Source organism: Lysobacter sp. Root604, assembly GCF_001427505.1.
GTDB lineage: Bacteria > Pseudomonadota > Gammaproteobacteria > Xanthomonadales > Xanthomonadaceae > Lysobacter.
This window is the reverse complement of record NZ_LMGS01000010.1, coordinates 312,356-333,470: the sequence shown is the minus strand read 5'-3', so window position 1 is coordinate 333,470 and position 21,115 is coordinate 312,356. Positions and strand designations below refer to the sequence as shown.

Here is a 21,115-nt window from a genome sequence, read left to right as displayed (position 1 = left end):
GATCGGGTGCGGGGCGCGCGCGGAAACTGAGGCGCCGGTCATCCGAAGGTCCCATATCCCGCGTCGCAGCAAGCCCTACACTCGCTCTCACCATATCGCTCCGGGGAGAGTCCGTATGAAGTTGCGCAACGCCGTCCTGTCCGCTGCCTTGTCCTTGGGTCTGAGTCTGGCGCTGAGCGCGCAGGCGCAGAACGGCGTACCGACGATCGCGCTCAAGGCCGCGCACCTGTTCGACGGACGCAGCGGGCAGCTGGTGTCGCCCGGCGTGGTGGTGGTGCGCGGCGATCGCATCGTCGCGGTCGGTCGCGATGCCGCTATTCCGGCCGACGCGCAAGTGATCGACCTGGGCGAGGCGACCCTGCTGCCCGGCTTCATCGACGCGCATACCCACCTGGCTTCCGATCACAGCGAGGATTGGGCCCAGGGCTTCTACGAGAACATGCTGCGCTTCCCGACCGAGCAGGCCTTCCACGCGCAGCGCAACGCGCAGTCGGCGCTGAAGGCCGGCGTGACCACCGCGCGCGAGCTGGGCGCACCGGATTTCGTCGACATCGGCCTGCGCAACGCGATCAACGCCGGCCTGGTCCAGGGCCCGCGCCTGATCGTGGCCGGCCACGCCATCGGCTCCACCGGCGGCCACTGCGACAGCGTCAACGCGCCGCCGGATCGGATCCGGCCCGCCGGTCCGCTGGAAGGGGTGTGCAACGGCGTCGAGGAATGCCGCCTGGCGGTGCGCCAGCAGATGAAGTTCGGCGCCGACGTGATCAAGATCTGCGCCTCCGGAGGCGTGCTTTCCGAGTCCGACCCCGTCGACGTGCCGCAGCTCACGCCGGCCGAGCTCGGCGCGATCATCGGCGAGGCCCACAACTGGGGCCGCAAGGTGGCCGCGCACAGCCACGGCGATGTCGCCGCGCGGCTGGCGGTGGAGGCCGGCATCGATTCGATCGAGCACGGCAGCTTCCTCACCCCGGCCACGCTGCAGCTGATGAAGAACAAGGGCGTCTACCTGGTGCCCACGCGCATGACCCAGCTGTGGGTGGATGAGAAGGCGAACACCTATCCGCCCAAGATCGGCGAGAAGGCGCGCGCCGCCGCCGCCGCGCATACCCAGATGTTCAAGCAGGCCTTGAAGATCGGCGTGCCGATCGCCTATGGCACCGACTCGGCGGTGTTCCCGCACGGCCTCAACGCACGCGAGTTCGGCGACTACGTCGACATGGGCATGAGCCCGGCGCAGGCGCTGATGACCAGCAGCCAGGGCTCGGCGAAATTGCTCGGCATCGACCAGGACACCGGCACCCTGGAAGTCGGCAAGGCCGCCGACATCGTGGCGGTGCCCGGCGACGTGATCCAGAACGTGCGCGCGACCGAGAAGCCGGTGCTGGTGATGCGCGCGGGCGTGGTGGTCAAGAGCGCACCCTGAGCGTAGGCGTTTCCGCGCTTTAGGAACATCTCAAAGAAAACCGGAGCGACGCGCGGTCCCAGTCCGCGCGCCGCTCCGGGGATCTCCCTGACGAGGAGAGCTGCAGCTTGCCTGCGGGCCGTCGCAGCAGCCGAGACTGCAGCGCAATGTCGTCTCCGCACGATGCCGGTGCGCGCGCAGCCGGCATCGCGGCTGCGCGGATACCGACGCCCCCCGCACCACCGCCGTTGTGCCGACCCCACCCTCCACCGACTCCGGGAGCAAGACCATGAGCACGATCGCCACCAAAGACGGCACCCAGATCTATTACAAGGACTGGGGCAGCGGCCCCGTCGTCGTCCTCAGCCACGGCTGGCCGCTCAACGCCGACAGCTGGGAAGCGCAGATGCTGTTTTTGGCCGACAACGGCTATCGTGTGATCGCGCACGACCGCCGCGGTCACGGCCGCTCCAGTCAGCCCTGGCAGGGCAACGACATGGACCACTACGCCGACGACCTGGCCGAGCTGCTCGAGCATCTGGACGTCAAGGACGCTTCGCTGTTCGGCTTCTCCACCGGCGGCGGCGAAGTCGCGCGTTATGTGGGCCGTCACGGCACCGCGCGCGTCGCCAGGCTCGGCCTGATCTCGGCGGTGCCGCCGCTGATGCTCAAGACCGAAGCCAACCCCGGCGGCCTGCCGGTCGAAGTCTTCGACGGCATCCGCAAGGCCTCGCTGGCCGATCGTTCGCAGCTGTATCAGGACCTCGCCAGCGGCCCGTTCTTCGGCTACAACCGGCCCGGCGCGAAGAAGTCGCAGGGCGCGATCGACGCGTTCTGGATGCAGGGCATGATGGCCGGGCACAAGAACGCCTACGACTGCATCGCCGCGTTCTCGGCCACCGACTTCACCCAGGACCTGAAGAAGTTCGACAAGCCGACCCTGATAGTGCACGGCGACGACGATCAGGTCGTGCCGGTGGACGCCGCCGCGCGCGCCTCGGCCAAGCTGATCCCGCACGCCAAGCTGGTGATCTACCCCGGCGCGCCGCACGGCATCACCGACACCCACAAGGAAAAGCTCGGCGCCGACATGTTGGCGTTCCTCAAGTCCTGATCCGCGCGCGACGCCGGCCGCGCGTCGGCGTCGCGCCATCGTCCGCAACCGCCCAGCCATCGCGAGGTGAACCATGTTCGGCATCACGCCCTTCGGCATGTTCCATACCGTCGTCAGCCTCATCGCCCTGTTCGCCGGCCTCATCGCCCTGATCCGTTACCGCGAGATCGGCTACGAGCGCGTGATCGGCAAGGTCTATGTGTGGTTCACCATCGGCAGCTGCGTGACCGGCTTCTTCATCTTCCGCCACGGTGGCTTCGGCAAGCCGCACGCGTTGGGCGTGATCACGCTGATCGTGTTGTTCTCGGCGCTGGCCGCCGACCGCAAGGCGATCTTCGGCGGGCTGTCGCGCTACGTCGCGGTGATCGGCTACACGCTGACGGTGTTCTTCCACCTGATCCCGGGCTTCACCGAAACCGCCACCCGTATCCCGGAGGGCCGGCCGTTGGTGTCGGGGCCGGACGCGCCGGAACTGCAGGCCGCGGTGGGCGCGGCCTTCCTGGTGTTCCTGGCGGTGGCGCTGCTGCAGGCCTTGCGGATCCGTCGCCAGCGCGCGCCGCTGCCGCAAGCTGCCTGATCCCGCCATACCCAGGCGCGCTCGCGGTGGAGGCCTGGGTTGTCGTTGAGCCGCTCGGCGGCGCCTGAGGCGACGCCGGCGACGTAGTCGTCGCGTCCGCGGCGGCCGCCGAGATGCGAGCTCAGGCGCCGACGTCGCGCCGCACGTCGTTGAGATCGCGCACCGGGCGCACTTCGATGCAGCCGGAATTGGCCCAGGGGAACTGCGCGGCGATGCGCAGGGCCTCGTCCATGTTCTCGGCTTCGATCAGGTTGAAGCCGCCCAGGTATTCCTTGGTCTCGGCGAAGGGGCCGTCGGTGATCGTGGCGCGGCCGTTGCGCACGCGCAGCGACTTGGCGGTGGTCGGGGCCTCGAGCTGTTGCGAGTCCAGCAGGTAACCCTGGTCGCGCAGCTCGTCGGCGTGGATCAGGCAGTCGCGCATCATGCTCTTGGCCTCGTCGGCGGGTACGCCGCCGAGCAGGCTGTCGTCGTTGTAGATCATCACCAGAAATTTCATTCGCGGTCTCGGATCGAGGGGTGGGCCCGGCAATGTGCGGCCAGCGGTCGCGGGCCGCAAGAGACCCGCCGTTCTTTCGCGCGTTCGTGCACAAGGCAGGGGCCGAAGGTCTTCACAACCAGCCGCGCACGCGGCGAAATCTCAGTGCCGGCCCGGCCGGTCGCGCAGCGGGTCGATCGCGGCAGGGCGGCTCTGGATCACCGACGGCCCGCCGGCGACGCGATCCGGGCGGTCGGGCGCAGGCGCGTACCGTCGCCATCGGCTTGCAGGTCCCAGGCGATCGGGGCCCGCGCGAGTAGGGCGCCCGCGCTTTGGATGCGTTCGACCGGGACGATGCGGCGGCCGTCGGCGTTCATGCGGGGCGGCGTCTGCGTGAGGCGGGTTTGGCGGGCTGCGGCTCGGGGTGGGCGGCGAGATGAGCGCCCAGGCGGTCGAGCTGGCGTGCGCCGGCGTCGCGGCGCTGGCCGATCCAGCGTTCGGCCGCGGCCAGGCCGTCGCGATCGAGTTCGCAGCTGCGGACCCGGCCGGTCTTGCGCGAGCGCACCAGGCCGCTGGCCTCCAGCACCTGCAGGTGCTGCACCACCGCCGCCAACGACATCGCCAAGGGCCGGGCGAGTTCGCTGACCGTGGCCGTACCGCCGTCCAGACGCTCGATCATCGAACGCCGGCTGGGGTCGGCGAGGGCGTGGAAGACGCGGTCCAGATTCGCGGGATGGTTAGGCATGCGCTTGAGTGTGGGCGGGGCCATCCCACTGTCAAGTGATCGCTTAAGTATGGGTGCGCACTGCCGGTGCCGCCGATGCCCCTGCGCGCGGCTGTGCCGATCGCGGACAGTGGCGTAGCCGGCCCGGGCGGTGTCGATTCCGCGCAGCCCCACTCGGAATCTCTACGGGGCCTCTGCTAACGTCCTTCGTTCCGAACCTGGGAGGGGATGCCCATCCGTCGTCTGCGTAGCCCTGCCCGACTTGCCCTGCTGGTACTGCTGCTGGGACTGGCCGGCGCGGTGATGGTGGGGTTGCGCCAGCAGTCCGGCAACGAGGCGCGCACCCAGCAGCTGCTGGACAGCATGGCCGCGCGCGCCACGGCCGATTTGAAGTCGCGTTTCCAGACCTACGAATACGGGCTGCGCGGGGCGCGCGGGGCGGTGCTGGGCGCCGGCGGCGCGATCAACCGCGAACGCTTCCGTCGCTACATGCAGTCGCGCGAGCTCGCGCGCGAGTTCCCCGGCGCGCACGGCTTCGGTTACATCGCGCGCGTGCCCGCCGGCCGCGAGGGCGCCTTCCTGAGCGGCCTGCGCGCGGAAGGCCTGCGCGAGGTCAAGGTCCGCCAGCTCGCCCCGCACAAGGGCGAGAAATACCTGATCAAGTACGTCGAGCCCGAGGCGCCCAATCGCGCCGCGCTGGGTCTGGACATCGCCTCCGAGCGCAAGCGCCGCGAGGCCGCGCTGGCCGCGCTAAAGAGCGGGCAGCCGACCCTGACCGGGCCGATCACCCTGGTCCAGGTCGAGGGCAAGCCCAATCGCAGCATGCTGTTCCTGCTGCCGGTGTACCCGAACGGACAGCCCTCGGACCCGGCTCAGGCCGCGGCGGCGGCGGTGGGCTGGGTGTACGCGCCGCTGGTCACCGACGACATCCTGGCCGACTTCGGACAAACCCACGCCGACTACGGCTTCATCCTGAGCGATGTCACCGACCCGGCGCACGGCGAGCGCATCTACGCCTCCGCCAGCATCGGCGAAGGCGTCGACCAGGAGCGTTCGCGCCAGCGCGTTTTCGCCCTGTACGGCCGCCAGTGGCGCATGGATATCGAGGCCCAGCCGGCCACCATCGCCGCCCTGGACCTGCCGCAGCCCTGGCGCGCGGCGGGTTCGATCGCCGCGTTGGGTTCGCTGCTGGCGGTGCTGCTGTATCTGTTCATGAGCTCCAACGAACGCAAGCAGCGTTCGATCGCGCAGAGCGCGCGCCTGGCCGCGATCGTCGAGAGTTCGCACGACGCCATCGTCGGCACCTCGTCCGACGGCCGCGTGACCGAGTGGAACCGCGCCGCCCAGCAGATGTTCGGCTATCCGCCCGAGGAGGCCATCGGCCGCTCGCTGGTCGAGTTGGTGGTGCCGTTCGAGCGCATTCGCGAGGACGGCCAGATCCTGCAGCGCGCGCTGGCCGGCGAAGAGGCGGTGGCGGTCGAGACCATCCGCCGCCATCGCAACGGCTCGCCGTTGTACGTGGAGATTTCGGCCGCGCCGATCCGCAGCGGCAGCGGGCGCGTGGTCGGCGTGGCCTCGACCCTGCGCGACATCGCCGAACGCAAGGAAGCTCAGGCCGAGATCCTGCAGCTCAACGCCACCCTGGAGCATCAGGTCGAGGAGCGCACCGCCGAACTGCAGGCGTTCTCGGCGCTGCAGCGCGCGATCCTGGCCAACGCCGGCTACGCCATCATCGCCTCCGACCCGGAAGGCAAGATCACCCTGTTCAATCCGGCCGCCGAGGCGATCCTGGGCTACTCGGCCGAGGAACTGGTCGGCCGCGAGACCCCGGCGCTGTTCCACGAGCCGATCGAGATGGCCGAGCGCGCCCATGCGCTGCAGATGGAGCTGGGCCGACGCATCGATCCTGGCTTCGAAGTGTTCGTGGCCAAGGCCCGCATCGAGCCCGATTCCAACGAGTGGACCTACATCACCAAGAGCGGCGACCGCATCCCGGTGCTGCTCAACGTCAGCGCGCTGCGCAAGAGCGACGGCGAGATCGTGGGTTACCTGGGCATCGCCGTCGACCTGCGCGAGCGCAAGCGCCGCGAGGCCGCGCTGGAGACCAACGAACGCAAGCTGCGCGGGCTGTTCGAGCTGTCGCCGTTGGGCATCGCGCTGACCGACGAGAGCGGGCGCTTCGTCGAGTTCAACGAGGAGTTCCGCGCCCTGACCGGCTACAGCGAGCAGGAACTGCGCGCGCTGGATCAGAGCAAGCTCACGCCCAAGGAGTACGAGCTGCAGGAGAAGGCGATCCAGCGCACCCTGCACAGCAGCGGCCGTTACGGCCCCTACGAGAAACAGTTCGTGCGCAAGGACGGCGCGCGCGTGCCGGTGCGCTTGAACGGCGTGGCCCTGCGCATCGACGGCAAGCTCCATACCTGGTCGATCGCCGAGGACATCACCGTCCAGCGCACCGCCGAGGCGGCGATGGTGGACGCGGTCGCAGCGGCGGAGGCGGCCAGCAAGGCCAAGAGCGATTTCCTGGCCAACATGAGCCACGAGATCCGCACGCCCATGAACGCGATCCTGGGCATGCTGCAGCTGCTGCAGAAGACCAGCCTGGACCTGCGCCAGCTCGACTACGCCAACAAGACCGAGACCGCGGCCAAGACCCTGCTGGGCATTCTCAACGACATCCTCGACTTCTCCAAGATCGAGGCCGGCCGCCAGACCCTGGAATCGCACGAGTTCGAACTCGAGCAGGTGCTGCGCGACATCTCGGTGATCCTCAGCGCCAACGTCGGCGACAAGGACATCGAGATCGTGTTCGATATCGACGAGCACGTGCCCAAGCGCGTGATCGGCGATTCCCTGCGCCTGCAGCAGGTGCTGATCAATCTGGTCGGCAACGCGATCAAGTTCACCCACTACGGCGAGGTGGTGTTGGTGGTGCGCGTCGCCAACGCCGATCAGGGCCGGGTGTCGCTGGCGTTCGACGTGCGCGACAGCGGCATCGGCATCGACGAAGACAAGTTGGTGGCGATCTTCGAGGGTTTCTCGCAGGCCGAGGCCTCGACCACCCGCCGCTTCGGCGGCACCGGCCTGGGCCTGGCGATCAGCCAGCGACTGGTGCGCCTGATGGGCGGCGAGCTGGGCGTGGAAAGCGAACGCGGCCGCGGCAGCCGCTTCTTCTTCAGCATCGGGCTGGGCGTGCCCAGCCAGCCCTCCGAGGCCCCGGCCGGTCCGCCGGAGCGCCTGCGCGAACTGCGCGCGTTGGTGGTGGACGACAACGACAGCGCGCGCAACGCGATCCTGGCGATGGTGCAGTCGATCGGCTGGAAGGCCGATGCCGCGCGCAGCGGCGAGGAAGCGTTGGAGTTCGTCGAGCGCGCCGCCGGCGAGGGCCCGCCCTACGAAGTGATCTTCCTGGACTGGCGCATGCCGGGCCTGGACGGCTGGGAGACCGGCCGGCGCATCCGCGAACTGATCGGCGGCAGCCAGGCGCCCTTGATCGTGATGGTCACCGCGCACGGCCGCGAGATGCTGGTCGAGCGGCTGGGCCGCGAACAGGCGGTGCTGGACGGTTTCCTGATGAAGCCGGTGACGGTGGCGATGCTGATCGACGCGGTCGCCGATGCGCGCTCCGGACAGGGCCTGCCGCTGCCCTTGCCCGATCCGGCGCCGCTGCAAGCCTCGCGCAATCGCCTGGCCGGAATGTCGCTGCTGGTGGTCGAGGACAATCCGACCAACCAGCAGGTGGTGACCGACCTGCTCGAAAGCGAGGGCGCGCGCGTGGCCGTGGCCGGCGGCGGCGCCAAGGCCCTGCAGATGCTGGTCGGCCAGGCCGGCCAGTACCACGTGGTGCTGATGGACATCCAGATGCCCGACATGGACGGCTACACCGCGACCCGGCGCATCCGCGGCAATCTGGGTTTGACCAGGCTGCCGATCATCGCGATGACCGCGAACGTGCTGCCTTCCGACCGCGAGGCCTGCCTGGCCGCAGGCATGAACGATCACCTCGGCAAGCCCTTCGATCTGGATACCCTGGTCGAGCGTCTGCTGCATTGGACCGCACGCGGCGCCACCACCGCGGGCGCTGCGGCGGCCGCGAACGGCGCGGGCGTAGTCGCGCCTGCGACCACGCCCGCACCCACGCCCGCACCTGCGCCACCCGTGGAACCCGCCGCCGAGCCCGCGCCGCCGCTGCCCGCGCTGGAGGCCGAAGCCGCATTGCAGGCCGAGGCGGCGCAAGCGCTGGCCGCGCGCGCCGTCGCCACCCAGGCCGCTACGGCGCAGGCGGTGACGACCCAGGCCGCCGCCGCCCAGATCGCCACCACCCTGCCGGCCGCGGCGCACACCGCGGTCGCGCCGGCCGAAGCCGCGCCGGCCGCGAACGGCGAGCCGGCCTTGCTGGATTGGGAGGCCGCGCTGGCCCGTTTCGGCGGCAAACGGCGCGTCTACAGCGACGTGCTGCGCGGCTTCCCCGACGGCGGCACCCAGATCATGGGCGAGCTTGCGACCGCCTTGCGCTCCAAACAGCGCGAAGGCGCGGCGCGTCAGTTGCACACGCTCAAAGGCGTCGCCGCCACGGTCGGCGCGATGCGCCTGGCGCAGTTGGCCGAGCTGCAGGAGAAGGCGATCGCCGCGGCCGGCGAGGACTGGTTGCGCGCGCTGCAGTTGGGTGCGTTGCGCAACGGTCTGGGCGAAGCGGCGGCCGCCACGCGCGAGCGCCTGCAGATATTGAGCGCCGACGAACCGCCGCCGCCGGGCGACGACGCGCCGGTGCCGCAGCGCTCGCTGCAGCGCCTGCGCGAACTGTTGAGCGCCTCCAACCTGGGCGCGCTGGACGTATTCCACTCGCTGGAGGCGGGCCTGGCCCGCCACCACCCGGGCGAGCATCGGCAGCTGGCCGATGCGCTGACCCGGTTCGACTTCGCCGCGGCGGCCGATGTGTGCGGCCGTCTGCTGGCCCGATCGGAATGACAAGGAGATGAACGTGATCTTGTTCGACGTGGAGGCGTTGCCCGGGACGGCGGCCGCTTCGCGACGCGCGCGCTTGCTGGTCGTGGACGATCAGCCGATCAACATACGCGCACTGCACGAAGTGTTTTCCGCCGATCACGACGTGTTCATGGCCACCAACGGCGCGCAGGCGCTGGCGTTCTGCCGCCAGACCCCGCCCGACCTGGTGCTGCTGGACGTGGTCATGCCGGACCTGAGTGGGCTGGAGGTGTGCCGCGCGCTCAAGGCCGATCCGGAAACCCAGAGCATCCCGGTGATCTTCGTCACCAGCCTGGACGATCCGGCCGAGGAGGCCGCGTGCTGGGACGCCGGCGGCGTCGACTTCATCACCAAGCCGATCAACGCCTTGACCGTGCGCAACCGCGTGCGCGCGCACCTGACCTTGAAGCAGCAATCGGATCTGCTGCGGCGCATGGCCTGGGTCGACGGCCTGACCGGCGTGGCCAACCGGCGCCAGTTCGACGAGCGTCTGGCGCGCGAGTGGCAGCGCTGCCGCCGCGGCGGCCAGCCGCTGTCGGCGGGCATCATCGATATCGACCACTTCAAGGCCTACAACGACACTTACGGCCACCTCGCCGGCGACGACTGCCTGCGCCAGGTCGCGGCCGCGATCGAAAGCAGCCTGGCGCGCCCGGGCGACCTGGTCGCGCGCACCGGCGGCGAGGAGTTCACCTGCCTGCTGCCCGAAATCGATCTGGCCGGCGCGCGCGTGGTGGTGGAGAACGTGGAGCGCGCGGTGCGCGCGCTGGGCATTTCGCATGCGGCCAGCGAGCACGGAACCGTTACCGTCAGCATCGGTATCGCGACCGCGCAACCGGCAGAGGAAGAGAACGCCGAGAGCTTGCTCAATCGCGCCGACAGCGGCCTGTATCGGGCCAAGCGCGGCGGGCGCGCGCGCGTGCGCAGCGACGAGGACACGCCCACGGCGGGCGCATGAGCGCCGCGTACGACGATGGCGCCCGCGCGCCATGACGAAACCCGCATGAGCGCCGCCGAACGCATCCCGGAACGTTTGAGCTGGATGTCGGGCCTGCTGGATCCGCGCCCGAGCGATGCGGTGTTGGAACTGGGCTGCGGCAACGGCGTGCTGGCCGCGCTGCTGCTGCCGCGGCTGACGCGCGGCCACTACCTGGGGTTGGATCGCTCCACCGCGGCGGTCGCCGCGGCGGTGTGGCGCAATTCCGATGCCGTCGCCTCGGGCGCGGCGAGTTTCCGCGTGGTCGAGGTCGCCAAGGCCGAGCCCGAGCGGCGCTACGAGCGCATCGTCGCGGTCAATCTCAATGGGTTCTGGACCGGCGCCGCGCCGGAACTGGCGCGCGTGCGCGACTGGCTGGCGCCGCGCGGTCGTCTGTATCTGGCCTATCAGCCGCCGAACGCGGCCGCGCTGGCGCGGATCGAAGCCGGTTTACGCGAAAACCTGCAGCGCCACGGCTACACGGTCGCCGCCGTGGAGGTCGCGCCGCTACGCCCGGTGCCTGGGCTGTGCGCGATCGCCGGGGCCGACTGAAGCGCCTTCAGGCCTTGGCCGACAACCAGCGCTGGATCAGCGAGGCCAATGTCGCCGCCGCGGTCGCCTCGTCGATGCGGCCGCGCTGCCATTGCTGGGCGATCGCGTCGCCGGCGCCGATGATGCCGACGCAGCGCAGCTGCAGTTCCGACGCGGGCAGCGAGGAGTAGGGCGCCAGCGCGTCGCGATAGCGGGCGACGTAATCGTCGATCAGGCGCTGCTGCTCGCGTTCCATGGATTCGTCGCCCTTGAGCGCCGCGACGATCGCCGGGTACTCGGGGCCGGCGGTGGTGTAGCAGCGCAGATACGCCTCGGCCAGCACGCGCGCGGCGTCGCCGAGGCGGCGCGGCAGGCGCTCGAAGCTGCGCTCCAAGGCGGCGGCCTGGCGCTGGTCCAGGTGCCGGTACATCGCGATCAGCAGACCGGCGCGGGTCTGGAAGTGCTCGTAGGCGATCGGCTTGCTCACCCCCGCGCGTTCGGCCAGGTAGCCCAGGGTGAGGGCGTCGCTGCCTTGTTCGCGCACGATCGCGAAGGCGGTCTCGAGCAGCTGCTCGCGCCGTTCGGGTTTGCGCAGTCGTCGGGCTGCCGTCTCGCTCATGGAACGCTGTACCGCCGGGTTTCGTGGTGTCGCCGCCTCGTGCGCAGCGTACATTACCATTCGTAACTTACCAATCGTAGCTTGTCGCCCAGGGCGACGGCACCCGAACCCAGGAGCAAGCCCATGACCTCACACACCCTCGCCCCCGTCCTCATCGTCGGCGGTTCCGGCGTCGTCGGCGCCCAGGCCGCGCACGCGCTGCGCCGGCTGCATCCGCGGCTGCCGATCGCGATCGGCGGCCGCGACCTGGTCAAGGCCGAAACCGTGGCCGCCGCGGTCGGCGGCGCCAGCGCGGTGCGCGTCGATCTGCAGCGCGGCGATCTCGGCCTGGACGCGGACGCGCGTTACAGCGCGGTGATCGTGTTCGTGAAGGACGCGGGCTTGAACACCTTGAAGTACGCGCAGGCGCATGGCCTGCCGTACCTGAGCACCTCCAGCGGCTCGTTCGAGATCGCGCCCGAGGTCGCGCTGCACCTGCGCAAGCCGGGCGCTGCGCCGATCCTGCTCGCCAGCCATTGGCTGGCCGGCGCCGCGACCCTGCCGGCGCTGCACTACGCACGCGAGTTCGCGCAGATCGAGCGCATCGATCTGTCGGCGCTGCTCGACGAGGAGGACATGGGCGGCCCCGCCGCCGCCGCCGACTACGAGCGCCTGATCGGCGCCGCCGGCGCGCAGGTGCTGGAAGACGGGCAATGGCGTTGGCTGCGTGGCGACGAGGCCGGGCGCAGCATTCGCAGCGTGGACGGCGTGGAAGTGGCGGCCGCGGCTTATTCGCCGCTGGACGTGGTCACTCTGGCGGCCGCGACCGACGCGCGTTGGATCCGGCTCGACATGGCCCTGGGCGTGAGCGCCAGCCGCCGTCGCGGCGAGGCCTATTCGACCGAGATCGCGATCGAGATCGAAGGCCAGGGCCACGACGGCCAGCCGCTGCGCGTGCGCCACGAACTGGTGCATCCGGCCGGGCAGGCACCGCTGACCGCACTGTGCATCGCCCTGGGCGTCGAGCGCCTGCTCGGCCTGGCCGGCGGGTCGGCGGTGGCGCCCGGCCTGTACTTCCCGGACGGCCTGATCGATCCGGCCTACCTGCTGCTGCGCCTGCAGGAAGCCGGCGTGCGCCAGCGCCGGATCTGAGCCGGTAGGGAGCGCTCCGCGGCCGGCGGTAGGACGCGCGGGTATCGGTGACAGCCACCACGCGATAAGTGGATACTCCGTCACGCTCGGGTCGCGGGGAAGGCGGCCCGATTCCGCGCCAGACCGCCCGGACCCGCAGGCCCGGGCGCACTCCTATCTGACTCCAAGGAAAGGTCGTCATGAGCAAGATCGCGATACCCGATCTGGTCGAAAAGCTGGCCGGCACCGCCGCCAAACCGCTCAAGGATTCCTCGCTCAAGACCGAGCTGCTGAGCTACGAGAAGGGTGCGGAAACCAGCGCCCAGAGCGGCAGCATCAAGGCCGTGTTCGGCGCCACCGCGGCAGCCGCGATCCATCTGTACAACAGCGCCGACGATGTCGACGAAGACGGCGTGATCGGCAGCCGCGCCGAGGCCGTCGATCCGGCCAAGGCCAGCACCGACTGGCGACCGCAGCTTGCGTTCGCACCCGGCAACGCCTGGCTCAAGTACTCGCTGAGCGCAGCGGCTACCGCCAAGGCCACCGCCAAGATCGGCACCGCCGGCGGCAGCATCAGTGGCGATCGCTCGCTGCGCCTGCTTTGCTACAAACGCCACGACGCCGCGACGCGGATCGGCGAGGCGGTGCTGGCCGATGTCGACGAAATCGCCAGCGTGCTGTCGGCGTCCGACATCGCCGGGCTCGGCGTCGGCGAGGCGGTCGCGCTGAAGTCGCGCGGCAAGCTCACCGCCAGCCTCAGCGTCAGTTGGTCGGACATCTTCTCCAGTTCCCTACACGGCCTGACCGAGGTGCTCGGCGCCGAACGCGCCGGCGCGTTCCTGATCAACATCGGCGCCAGCGCCAGTGCCAGCTTCACCGCCACCGTCGACGACGATTTCAGCCTCAGCTTCGTGCGCGAGCGCGCCTCCGGCGATCGCGCGATCCGCGTCGCCCTGCGCAAGAGCACGGTCCACGACGCCCGCTTCGATGCCAAGGCCGGCGTGCAGATCAAATTCGCCGATCCGGCCGCGGTGGAGAAGGTGCTGGGCGGGGTCGTGGCTGGCGTGCTCGACGCGCCCACCGCCGCGCTGAAAGCGATCGAAGAGGCGACCTCGTTGGATCGGGTGCCGGAGCGCTATCGGCCGATCGCCGAAGCCCTGGCCGAGCGCTTCGGCCTGGACGAGGTCAACCCGCTGCCCAAGCTGAAGAAGAAGCTGCAGGAGCTCACCGAGCTGCTGAACGAGCACGTGACCCAGATCGCCGAAACCAAGGTCACCCTGGGCTTCAGCTACGAGTACATGCGCCTGGCCAGCGAAGCCTCGCTGCTCGAGGCCACGCTGTCGGAAGACGCCCTGTCGCGCCTGCACGGCGCCCTGCTGAGCTTCGACTTCCAGCGCGTGCTGGCCTACACCGGTTCGGGCTATGCGCTGGAGTTCTTCCTCCATCAGAAGACCGTGGAGCGCGTGCGCGCCTGGGGCTTCACCTTGGGCGTCGGCACCTGGTTCAACCTCAAGAGCAAGCAGGAGCGCAAGGACCGTTTCGTCAGCCGCCGCTACGTCTCGCCGGCCGGCGAAGCGCTGACCCGCGCCTATCTGGGCAGCACCCAGTACACCGCCAACGCCAACACCTGGACCACCGAGTACGGTGCCCTGCTCAAGGCCGATCTGGAAGAAGCGCGCGCGCCGCAGCAGACCGCCGCGCGCGATTTCAAGTGCGGCCTGCAACTGTGGTGGGAGGAAAGCCGGATCAAGACCGCGAGCGAACTGTCGCGCGTGGTCGACGATGCGGTGCTGTGGGGCGTGATCGACGCCGATGCGGCGCCGGCATTGCAGGCGCAGCTGCAGGGCGCGCTGGGCTCGGCGAGCGAGTGCAAGCCTCGCCTGAGCGTGATGCTCAGCGACCACGGCCTGCGCCAGGCCATGCGCGCCTACGCGGGCGCCGACGATGCGACCTGGGCCCGGCATGCGGCGCGCGCCTTGCCCTGGTACGCCAAGCATTCCGCGCGCGCGAGCTGCGCCAGCCGCGAGGCGGTCTACGCGCCGCTGTTCGAGGCCTATCGGCGTCGTCCCGACGCCAGCGGCAGCGCGCTCAAGCAACTGATCGCCAAGAGCCTGCGCGACTACGGCGGCGGTCTGGCCGGACAGGAGTCGATAGGCGAGACGCCGTGGACCGTCTATCAGGTGCTGCTGCGTTCGGATATCGACCAGCGGCGTTTCTGGAACCGCTGGGAACGCCTGCGCAGCGGCGCGGCGCGCATGATCGATCTGCTGGAGGTGCGCGGCGACTGGAACGACTTCGACGATAACTTCGCGATGCTGCGCGGCGTGTTCGAGCAGACCTTCCTGATCCGCGCGGCTGCCAGCCTGCTCGCCGAAGCCCTGCCGGCCTCGCTGCGCGACGGCAAGGCCTATGCGACCACGCTGACCATCGCCTATCGCGACGGCAATCAGGACAAGAGCCTGATCGTGGGAGGCAAGGGCTAAGCTCAGACCGCGGCGATTCCTTAGGGAGGAGGAAACGAGCATGAACCTGTTGTTCGAGATCGGCGGCGACCTGCTGGGGTGGGTCGCTTCGGGCGCGGCCTTGCTGCTGTCGTGGTGGCTCTTGCGCGCGCTGATGCGCTGGCTGGTACGTCCACGGGACACGCGCCTGAGCCTGGAGCCGGCGCCCTCGGGACAGGCCCGCACCCTGGTGGTGCTGGTCCATGGCATGCCGGGCCTGCGCCGCTTCCGCGGCGCCTTGGACCTGGTCGCGCGCGCGTTGCCGGACGCCGACCGCCTGATCGTCGATTACCAAGGCGGTTGGATGCGCGGCTACACCAGCAACGCCAACGCCCTGGAGATCGCCGACGCGATCGAGCGGGGCATCCACAGCGAGTTCAAGCGCGGGCAGTACGATCGGGTGATTCTGCTGGGCTATAGCGCCGGCGCGGCGCTGCTGCGCAAGGCCCTGGTTTGGGCCTACGGCCAGGAAGAGGACCGCGCCGCGTTCGGACGCCGTGGCAAGCGCGCCTGGGTCGATCGCACCGAGCGCCTGGTGCTGTTGGCCGGCATGAACCGCGGTTGGACCGTAAGCCCCAAGCCCAGCGCGATGGGGTGGCCGACCTGCGTATTCATCCGCGCCTGCCAGGTGCTGGCGCGCGTGCTCGGTATCGGCCGCCTGATCCTGGCCATGCACAGCGGCTCGCCCTTCGTCGCCGATACCCGCGTGCAATGGATCCGCATCGCGCGTTCGGACGCGGTGGTGCAGGGCCGGCAACCGTTTCCGCAGGTGATCCAGTTGATCGGCAATCGCGACGACCTGGTCACCAAGGAGGACGGCCAGGACCTGGATACCGCCGCCGGCACGGTGTTCCGCACCATCGCCCAGACCGGACACAAGGAGATCGGCAGCGCCCTGGACGATGCCAGCACGGCGGCGGCCTTGGAGCGCCGGCGCCTGATCGAGCTGGCCGTGCTGGGGCGCATCGACGAACTCGAGCCGGACGTGGTCGAGCTCAAAGAGGATCGCGAGGTCACGCGCCTGGTCTACGTGATGCATGGCATCCGCGACCACGGCGATTGGACCGACAAGATCCGCGGCGAGATCGAGCATCGTTGCGACGCGGGCGGCGAGAAGGTCGCGGTGTTCAACGCCAAGTACGGCTATTTCCCGATGGCGCGCTTCCTGCTGTACGCCGATCGCCAACGCAATGTGCGCGACTTCATGGATCGCTACACCGAGCACCTGGCCCACTATCCCAACGTGCGCGCGGTGGATTTCGTCGGCCATAGCAACGGCACCTACATTCTGGCCAGCGCGCTGCAGCGCTATTCGACCATGCGCGTGCGCCGGGTTTTCTTCGCCGGCAGCGTGGTGCGCAGCGACTACCCGTGGGCGCAGCTGGTCGAAGACGGCCGCGTCGAACGGGTGATCAACGTGGTCGCCACGGCCGACTGGGTGGTGGCCTACTTTCCCAAGCTGTTCGAGCAGATCGCCGGCCTGTTCCGGGTCGGCACGCGCGGCGGCTGGCTGGATCTGGGCGGCGCGGGCTTCAATGGCTTCCGCGATTCCGGCGTCGCCGCGGCGGTGGACGACCTGAAGTTCGCGGTCGGCGCGCACGGCACCGGCGTGGCGGTCGCGGAACCGGCCAAGTTGAACGCGATCGCGGCCTATGTCGTCGCCGACGACGACAGCGGCTTGCGGGCCTTCGAGGGCGCGCAGACGCAGAACGCACGGATCGGATTCTCGTCGAATCTCAGCATTCTGGTCTGGCTGGCCCTGATCACCCTGCTGTTTCAGATCGGCCTGTTGCTGTACATGGGTTTCGTCTTGATGGGCTGGTTCGGCGCCGCCGACGCCGTCAAGCTGGTGTATCCGGCCTTGGTCTTGTTGCTGCTGTACTTCGTCTGATCCCGGCGGCGGGGTCAGACGATCAAGCCCGCCATCGCGCGCACCGCGCGGCTGTCCGGAAACACCTGATCCTCCAGCGCGCTTTCCGGCAGCCGCAGGTGCTCGACCAGCAGGCCCTTGAACAGGCCGCGCAGGTCGCTGGTCGCGCGCAGGTCGCGGCCCTCGTTGAGCGCGGCCGGCGCCAGGCCGGGCCAATCGCCGGCGATGCGGCCGCCGCGCACCGCGCCGCCGGCCAGCAGGGCCAGGCCGCCGGTGCCGTGGTCGGTGCCGGCGGTGCCGTTGACCGCGGCGGTGCGGCCGAACTCGCTGACGATCGCGATCGCGGTGCGCTCCCAGATCGGAGCCGCCCCGTCCTGGAACGCGCGCAGGCCCGCATCCAGTTCGCCCAGCTTGCGCGCGAGCACCGCGGCCTGATTGCTGTGGGTGTCCCAGCCGGAGTCTTCGACGAAGCCCAGGCGCGGGCCATCGGCGGCGGCCATGAAGCGCGCGGCCGCGCTCATCGCCTGCGGCAGGCGTGCGCCGCGCGCCGTGCCGACCTGCATGCCGGCGCCCTGGCTGTCGAGCGCGCGCGCGAACGCGCCCGACAGCTGCGGATCGGCGGCGTACAAGGACTGCAGGCGCTGCAGCAGGATCGGATCGACGTCCTCGGGCAGCGGCGGCGACCAGGTGGTGGCCGCGCCGGGGCCGCGCATGATCAGCGGCATCACCGCGCTCACCGCCAGCGCTTCGCCGCCGCGCATCGCGGCGACGCAGCGGTTGAGCCAGCCGCTGGCGGCGCCGTTGGCGCTGGCGGTGCCGTTCTCCAGGCAGTCCTGCGCCTCGAAGTGCGAGCGCTGGCGATACGGCGGCGCGATCGCGAGCACCGGCAGCAACTGCCCGCGCGCGTACAGCGAGTGGGCGAACTCCAACGCGGGATGCAGGCCGAAGTCGGCGTTCAAGGCGCGCGCGTTCTGCGGCGCCAGCGCGCCGCGCAGGCGCGCGTAGGCGGCATCGTCGCGTGGCGGCAGCAGGTGCAGGCCATCGACGCCGCCGCGCAGCAGCACCACCAGTAGACGCCGGTCGTTGGTCGATGCCAGCGCGCTCAGGTTCGGCCATAGGGTCAAAGTGGCGGCGGCGCCCGCCGCCGCGATGAAATGTCGTCGGCTCAGTCGCATCTCAGCTTCTCCATTGAAAGGCCGGGCTGGCGAACAACAGGGCCAGGCCGCCGCGCGGGGATTCGGCGCGGCGCAAGGCGCCGAGGGTGTCGGCGTCCAGGCGATCGGCGAACACCGCCCGCGCGATCGCCAGCGGGTCCACGCGCGCGTCGGGCGCCGACTCCGACAGGCTTTGCGCGGCCTGCACGCGTTTCCACAAGGCATCCGGCCCGCTCCATTCGGCGGCCTCGTCGGCGTAACCCGCGGGCGAGCGCGGCGTGAACGGCGGTTGGCCCATGCGCGCGAGCAGGGCGATCAGGCCGCGCGGCTGTTCGCCCGGCGTCGCGCCGCTGGCGCGCAGCGCCGAGATCACGAAGTCGTCCGGGGTCTTGAACTTGCGCGCGTCCTCGCCCCAGGCTTCGGGCGCATCGATCAGGGCCGCGTAGACCGTGGGCAGGTCGCCGCCGCTGCGCAGCCAGGCCGCGCTCAGGCGCGCGACCAGGGCCGGCGGCGGCGTATCGCCGACGAAATGGCGCGCGAGCTTGTACGAGAGGTGGCGCGCGGTGGACGGATGCACGGCCAGGTCGGTCAGGATCGCGCGTCCCTGTTCGAGGCCGCCGTCGGCATAGCGGCGTCCGGCCACGTTGCGCGCGCCGGCTTCGTGCGCGGCGGCGCGGAACACGAAGGCCGAGGATGCGTCGCCAGCCGCGAGCTCGCGCGGCAGCGGCGCGCCCCAGCCGGTGATCGCGCGCGCCAGCTCGGTCACGTCGGTCTGCGTGTAACCGCCGTCGACGCCGAGGGTGTGCAGCTCCAGGATCTCGCGGGCGAGATTCTCGTTCAGGCCGACCTCGCGCTTGGGCGCTTGCGCGTTCGCGCGCGCCATGCGCCGGCGCGCGCGCTGGGCGAGCATGGAGTCGGCGCCGACCGAGCGCACGTTGTCCAGGTAGCGCAGCATGCCCGGATGCGATTCCACCGCGATCAGCAGGTCGGCGTAGCGCGACAGCAGGTGCGGGCGGATCGCTTCGCGTTCCATCGGCGCGGCGTACAGCGCGGCGGCGCGTTTGTCGATCGAGATCGCGAAGTGGTTGGACCAGAACCGTACCAGACGCTCGACGAAGCCCTGCTCGCTGGCCACCGCGACCCGGTAGCGCCGCCCGAACTCGCGTAACTGATCCGCGCGGAAACGCTGGCCGAAGTTGGCGACTTGCTCGGACTGCTCGCCTTGCCGGCGCGCGGCCGCGCGTTCGCGGTAGTAGTCGGCCTCGCGGCGCAGGTAGTCCAGGCTGGCGGGCAGATCGGCGAAGCGCGCCTGGGCGCCGTCGCCGCGCAGCTGCGCGTGCAGCCAGCCGCGCGGATCGTCGATGCGGGTCAACTGGCCGGGCGCCGCGCCCAGGCCGAAACGATTGACCGCGCTCACGCTTTCGCCTGTCGTCATGCCCGCTCTCCATCGTCTACCGGTCTGGCAACGGCTGCGCGTGGCGGCGGTTGACAGGCGCCGCGCGCAGGCCGCCACCGGAGCCCCTACACGCGCGGGCCCGCATGGCGTAGGGTTGCGGGCAATCGGCGCGCCGCGCCGCGCAACCGCAGGCCCGCGCCCGACGCGTGGCCAGGAGACCGTGGCAATGCAGAGCGAACCGCAAGAGCTCCATCGTGGCCTGGGCGAACGCCATATCCGCCTGATGGCACTGGGCGCCGCGATCGGCGTCGGTCTGTTTCTGGGTTCGGCCAACGCGATCAAGCTGGCCGGCCCCGGCATCCTGCTGGCCTACCTGCTCGGTGGCGCGGCGATCTTCATCATCATGCGCGCGCTGGGCGAGATGGCTGTGCACAACCCGGTCGCGGGTTCGTTCAGCCGCTACGCGCAGGACTATCTGGGCCCGCTGTCGGGTTACCTGACCGGCTGGAACTACTGGTTCCTGTGGCTGGTGACCTGCGTGGCCGAGATCACCGCGGTCGGCATCTACATGCAGGTCTGGTTTCCGGGCACGCCGCAATGGGCCTGGGCGCTGGCCGCGCTGGCGGCGATGGGGTCGGTCAACCTGATCGCGGTGCGCGCCTACGGCGAGTTCGAGTTCTGGTTCGCGATGATCAAGGTCGTGACCATCGTGCTGATGATCGTCGGCGGCCTGGGCATGATCGTGTTCGGCTTCGGCAACAACGGCGTGGCCACCGGCATCTCGCACCTGTGGTCGCACGGCGGCTTCTTCCCCAACGGCGCCAAGGGCGTGCTGATGTCGCTGCAGATGGTGATGTTCGCCTATCTGGGCGTGGAGATGATCGGCCTGACCGCCGGCGAGGCCGCGAATCCGAAGAAGTCGATTCCCGACGCGATCAACTCGGTGTTCTGGCGCATCCTGATCTTCTACGTCGGCGCGCTGTTCGTGATTCTGTCGATCTATCCCTGGAACGAGCTGGGCACCACCGGCAGCCCGTTCGTGATGACCTTCGAGCGCCTTGGTATCCGCGAGGCCGCCGGCATCATCAACTTCGTGGTCCTGACCGCCGCGCTGTCCTCGTGCAACAGCGGCATCTTCAGCACCGCGCGCATGCTCTACAACCTGGGCCAGCAGGGCCAGGCGCCGCGCACCTTCGCGATCACCTCCGCCAGCGGCGTGCCGCGCAAGGCGGTGCTGGTGTCGGTGGTGGTGCTGCTGTTCGGCGTGCTGCTGAACTACCTGGTGCCGGAGAAGGTGTTCATCTGGGTGACCTCGATCTCGACCTTCGGCGCGATCTGGACCTGGGCGGTGATCCTGCTGTCGCACCGCAAGTTCCGCGCCGGGCTGAGCGCGGAGCAGCGCGCGGGCCTGGAGTTCAAGATGCCGCTGTATCCGATCGGTTCGTGGATCGCGCTGGCGTTCCTGGTGCTGGTGGTCGGCCTGATGGCCTACTTCCCCGACACCCGCATCGCGCTGTTCGTCGGCCCGGCCTTCCTGATCCTGCTGGTGGTGCTGTACTACGCGCTGGGGCTGGGCAAGCGCGCGCCCGCGAACGGATAAGGCCAGACGTCCGAGGCGGCGCGCGGACATTCCGCGCCGCCTCGGCAAGATGCCGGCGGCGGCTTCGCCCGGGTCGCGGA

The 21,115-nt window shown here is 70.0% G+C and carries 16 protein-coding genes; 10 read left to right on the top strand and 6 right to left on the bottom strand.

Features of this window, described 5'->3' with window-relative positions; genetic code table 11:
- The first annotated feature begins 115 nt into the window (after positions 1 to 115).
- The 3 genes from ASD69_RS16645 to ASD69_RS16635 all read left to right on the top strand — a co-directional run bounded on the left by ASD69_RS16645 (position 116) and on the right by ASD69_RS16635 (position 3,093).
- Entirely contained in the window at positions 116 to 1,423 is a 1,308-nt protein-coding gene (locus tag ASD69_RS16645; RefSeq protein ID WP_056180818.1) for an amidohydrolase family protein, read from the top strand.
- Positions 1,424 to 1,691: 268 nt separating this feature from the next.
- Entirely contained in the window at positions 1,692 to 2,516 is an 825-nt protein-coding gene (locus tag ASD69_RS16640) for an alpha/beta hydrolase (RefSeq protein WP_056180815.1), read from the top strand.
- A 73-nt stretch (positions 2,517 to 2,589) separates the two neighbouring features.
- Positions 2,590 to 3,093, top strand: a complete 504-nt coding sequence (locus ASD69_RS16635; RefSeq protein WP_056180812.1) for a hypothetical protein — start codon at positions 2,590 to 2,592, stop codon at positions 3,091 to 3,093.
- Between the two features lie 121 nt (positions 3,094 to 3,214).
- On the opposite strand, the gene ASD69_RS16630 is transcribed toward ASD69_RS16635, so the two are convergent.
- From ASD69_RS16630 to ASD69_RS16625, 3 genes are all read right to left on the bottom strand, one after another.
- Complete coding sequence (locus ASD69_RS16630; protein WP_056180808.1) at positions 3,215 to 3,589, bottom strand: YciI family protein; 375 nt, start codon at positions 3,587 to 3,589, stop codon at positions 3,215 to 3,217.
- A gap of 197 nt (positions 3,590 to 3,786) precedes the next feature.
- The gene (locus ASD69_RS22020; RefSeq protein ID WP_157499243.1) at positions 3,787 to 3,945 is read right to left on the bottom strand and encodes a hypothetical protein; all 159 of its coding nucleotides are present in this window, start codon (positions 3,943 to 3,945) and stop codon (positions 3,787 to 3,789) included.
- On the bottom strand, positions 3,942 to 4,313 hold the full coding sequence (locus ASD69_RS16625) for a metalloregulator ArsR/SmtB family transcription factor (RefSeq protein ID WP_056181287.1): 372 nt from the start codon (positions 4,311 to 4,313) through the stop codon (positions 3,942 to 3,944). The genes ASD69_RS22020 and ASD69_RS16625 overlap by 4 nt, the downstream gene beginning before the upstream one ends.
- Positions 4,314 to 4,520: 207 nt before the next feature.
- Between ASD69_RS16625 and ASD69_RS16620 the strand changes: the two genes are divergently transcribed.
- From ASD69_RS16620 to ASD69_RS16610, 3 genes are read left to right on the top strand one after another with little or no spacing between them, the layout of a single operon-like run.
- A complete protein-coding gene (locus ASD69_RS16620; RefSeq protein WP_056180804.1) occupies positions 4,521 to 9,260 on the top strand; it encodes a PAS domain S-box protein in 4,740 nt (1,579 codons plus the stop codon).
- Between the two features lie 7 nt (positions 9,261 to 9,267).
- Positions 9,268 to 10,236 (top strand): diguanylate cyclase, encoded by a 969-nt coding sequence (locus ASD69_RS16615; RefSeq protein WP_056180801.1) that lies wholly within the window; start codon positions 9,268 to 9,270, stop codon positions 10,234 to 10,236.
- Between the two features lie 45 nt (positions 10,237 to 10,281).
- Positions 10,282 to 10,806: a class I SAM-dependent methyltransferase gene (locus ASD69_RS16610; RefSeq protein ID WP_162250667.1), complete on the top strand. Its 525-nt coding sequence runs from the start codon at positions 10,282 to 10,284 to the stop codon at positions 10,804 to 10,806.
- Between the two features lie 7 nt (positions 10,807 to 10,813).
- Here the strand turns inward: ASD69_RS16610 and ASD69_RS16605 are convergent, their stop codons facing one another.
- Positions 10,814 to 11,404 carry a TetR/AcrR family transcriptional regulator gene (locus tag ASD69_RS16605; RefSeq protein ID WP_056180794.1) on the bottom strand — a complete coding sequence of 197 codons (591 nt, stop codon included), beginning with the start codon at positions 11,402 to 11,404 and terminating at the stop codon, positions 10,814 to 10,816.
- A 123-nt stretch (positions 11,405 to 11,527) separates the two neighbouring features.
- Between ASD69_RS16605 and ASD69_RS16600 the strand changes: the two genes are divergently transcribed.
- From ASD69_RS16600 to ASD69_RS16590, 3 genes are all read left to right on the top strand, one after another.
- The gene (locus tag ASD69_RS16600; protein WP_056180791.1) at positions 11,528 to 12,535 is read left to right on the top strand and encodes a hypothetical protein; all 1,008 of its coding nucleotides are present in this window, start codon (positions 11,528 to 11,530) and stop codon (positions 12,533 to 12,535) included.
- A gap of 179 nt (positions 12,536 to 12,714) precedes the next feature.
- On the top strand, positions 12,715 to 14,997 hold the full coding sequence (locus ASD69_RS16595; protein ID WP_056180787.1) for a hypothetical protein: 2,283 nt from the start codon (positions 12,715 to 12,717) through the stop codon (positions 14,995 to 14,997).
- Positions 14,998 to 15,037: 40 nt separating this feature from the next.
- Positions 15,038 to 16,906, top strand: coding sequence for a hypothetical protein (locus ASD69_RS16590; protein WP_056180784.1), 1,869 nt, complete (start codon positions 15,038 to 15,040; stop codon positions 16,904 to 16,906).
- A gap of 14 nt (positions 16,907 to 16,920) precedes the next feature.
- On the opposite strand, the gene ASD69_RS16585 is transcribed toward ASD69_RS16590, so the two are convergent.
- Together ASD69_RS16585 and ASD69_RS16580 are read right to left on the bottom strand one after the other, a co-directional pair.
- Positions 16,921 to 18,060 (bottom strand): DUF1501 domain-containing protein, encoded by a 1,140-nt coding sequence (locus ASD69_RS16585; protein WP_056180781.1) that lies wholly within the window; start codon positions 18,058 to 18,060, stop codon positions 16,921 to 16,923.
- 1 nt (position 18,061) lies between these two features.
- Positions 18,062 to 19,474 carry a DUF1800 domain-containing protein gene (locus ASD69_RS16580; RefSeq protein ID WP_056180780.1) on the bottom strand — a complete coding sequence of 471 codons (1,413 nt, stop codon included), beginning with the start codon at positions 19,472 to 19,474 and terminating at the stop codon, positions 18,062 to 18,064.
- Positions 19,475 to 19,661: 187 nt separating this feature from the next.
- On the opposite strand from ASD69_RS16580, the gene ASD69_RS16575 reads away from it, so the two are divergent.
- Positions 19,662 to 21,035 (top strand): amino acid permease, encoded by a 1,374-nt coding sequence (locus ASD69_RS16575; RefSeq protein WP_056180777.1) that lies wholly within the window; start codon positions 19,662 to 19,664, stop codon positions 21,033 to 21,035.
- Positions 21,036 to 21,115: the final 80 nt, after the last annotated feature.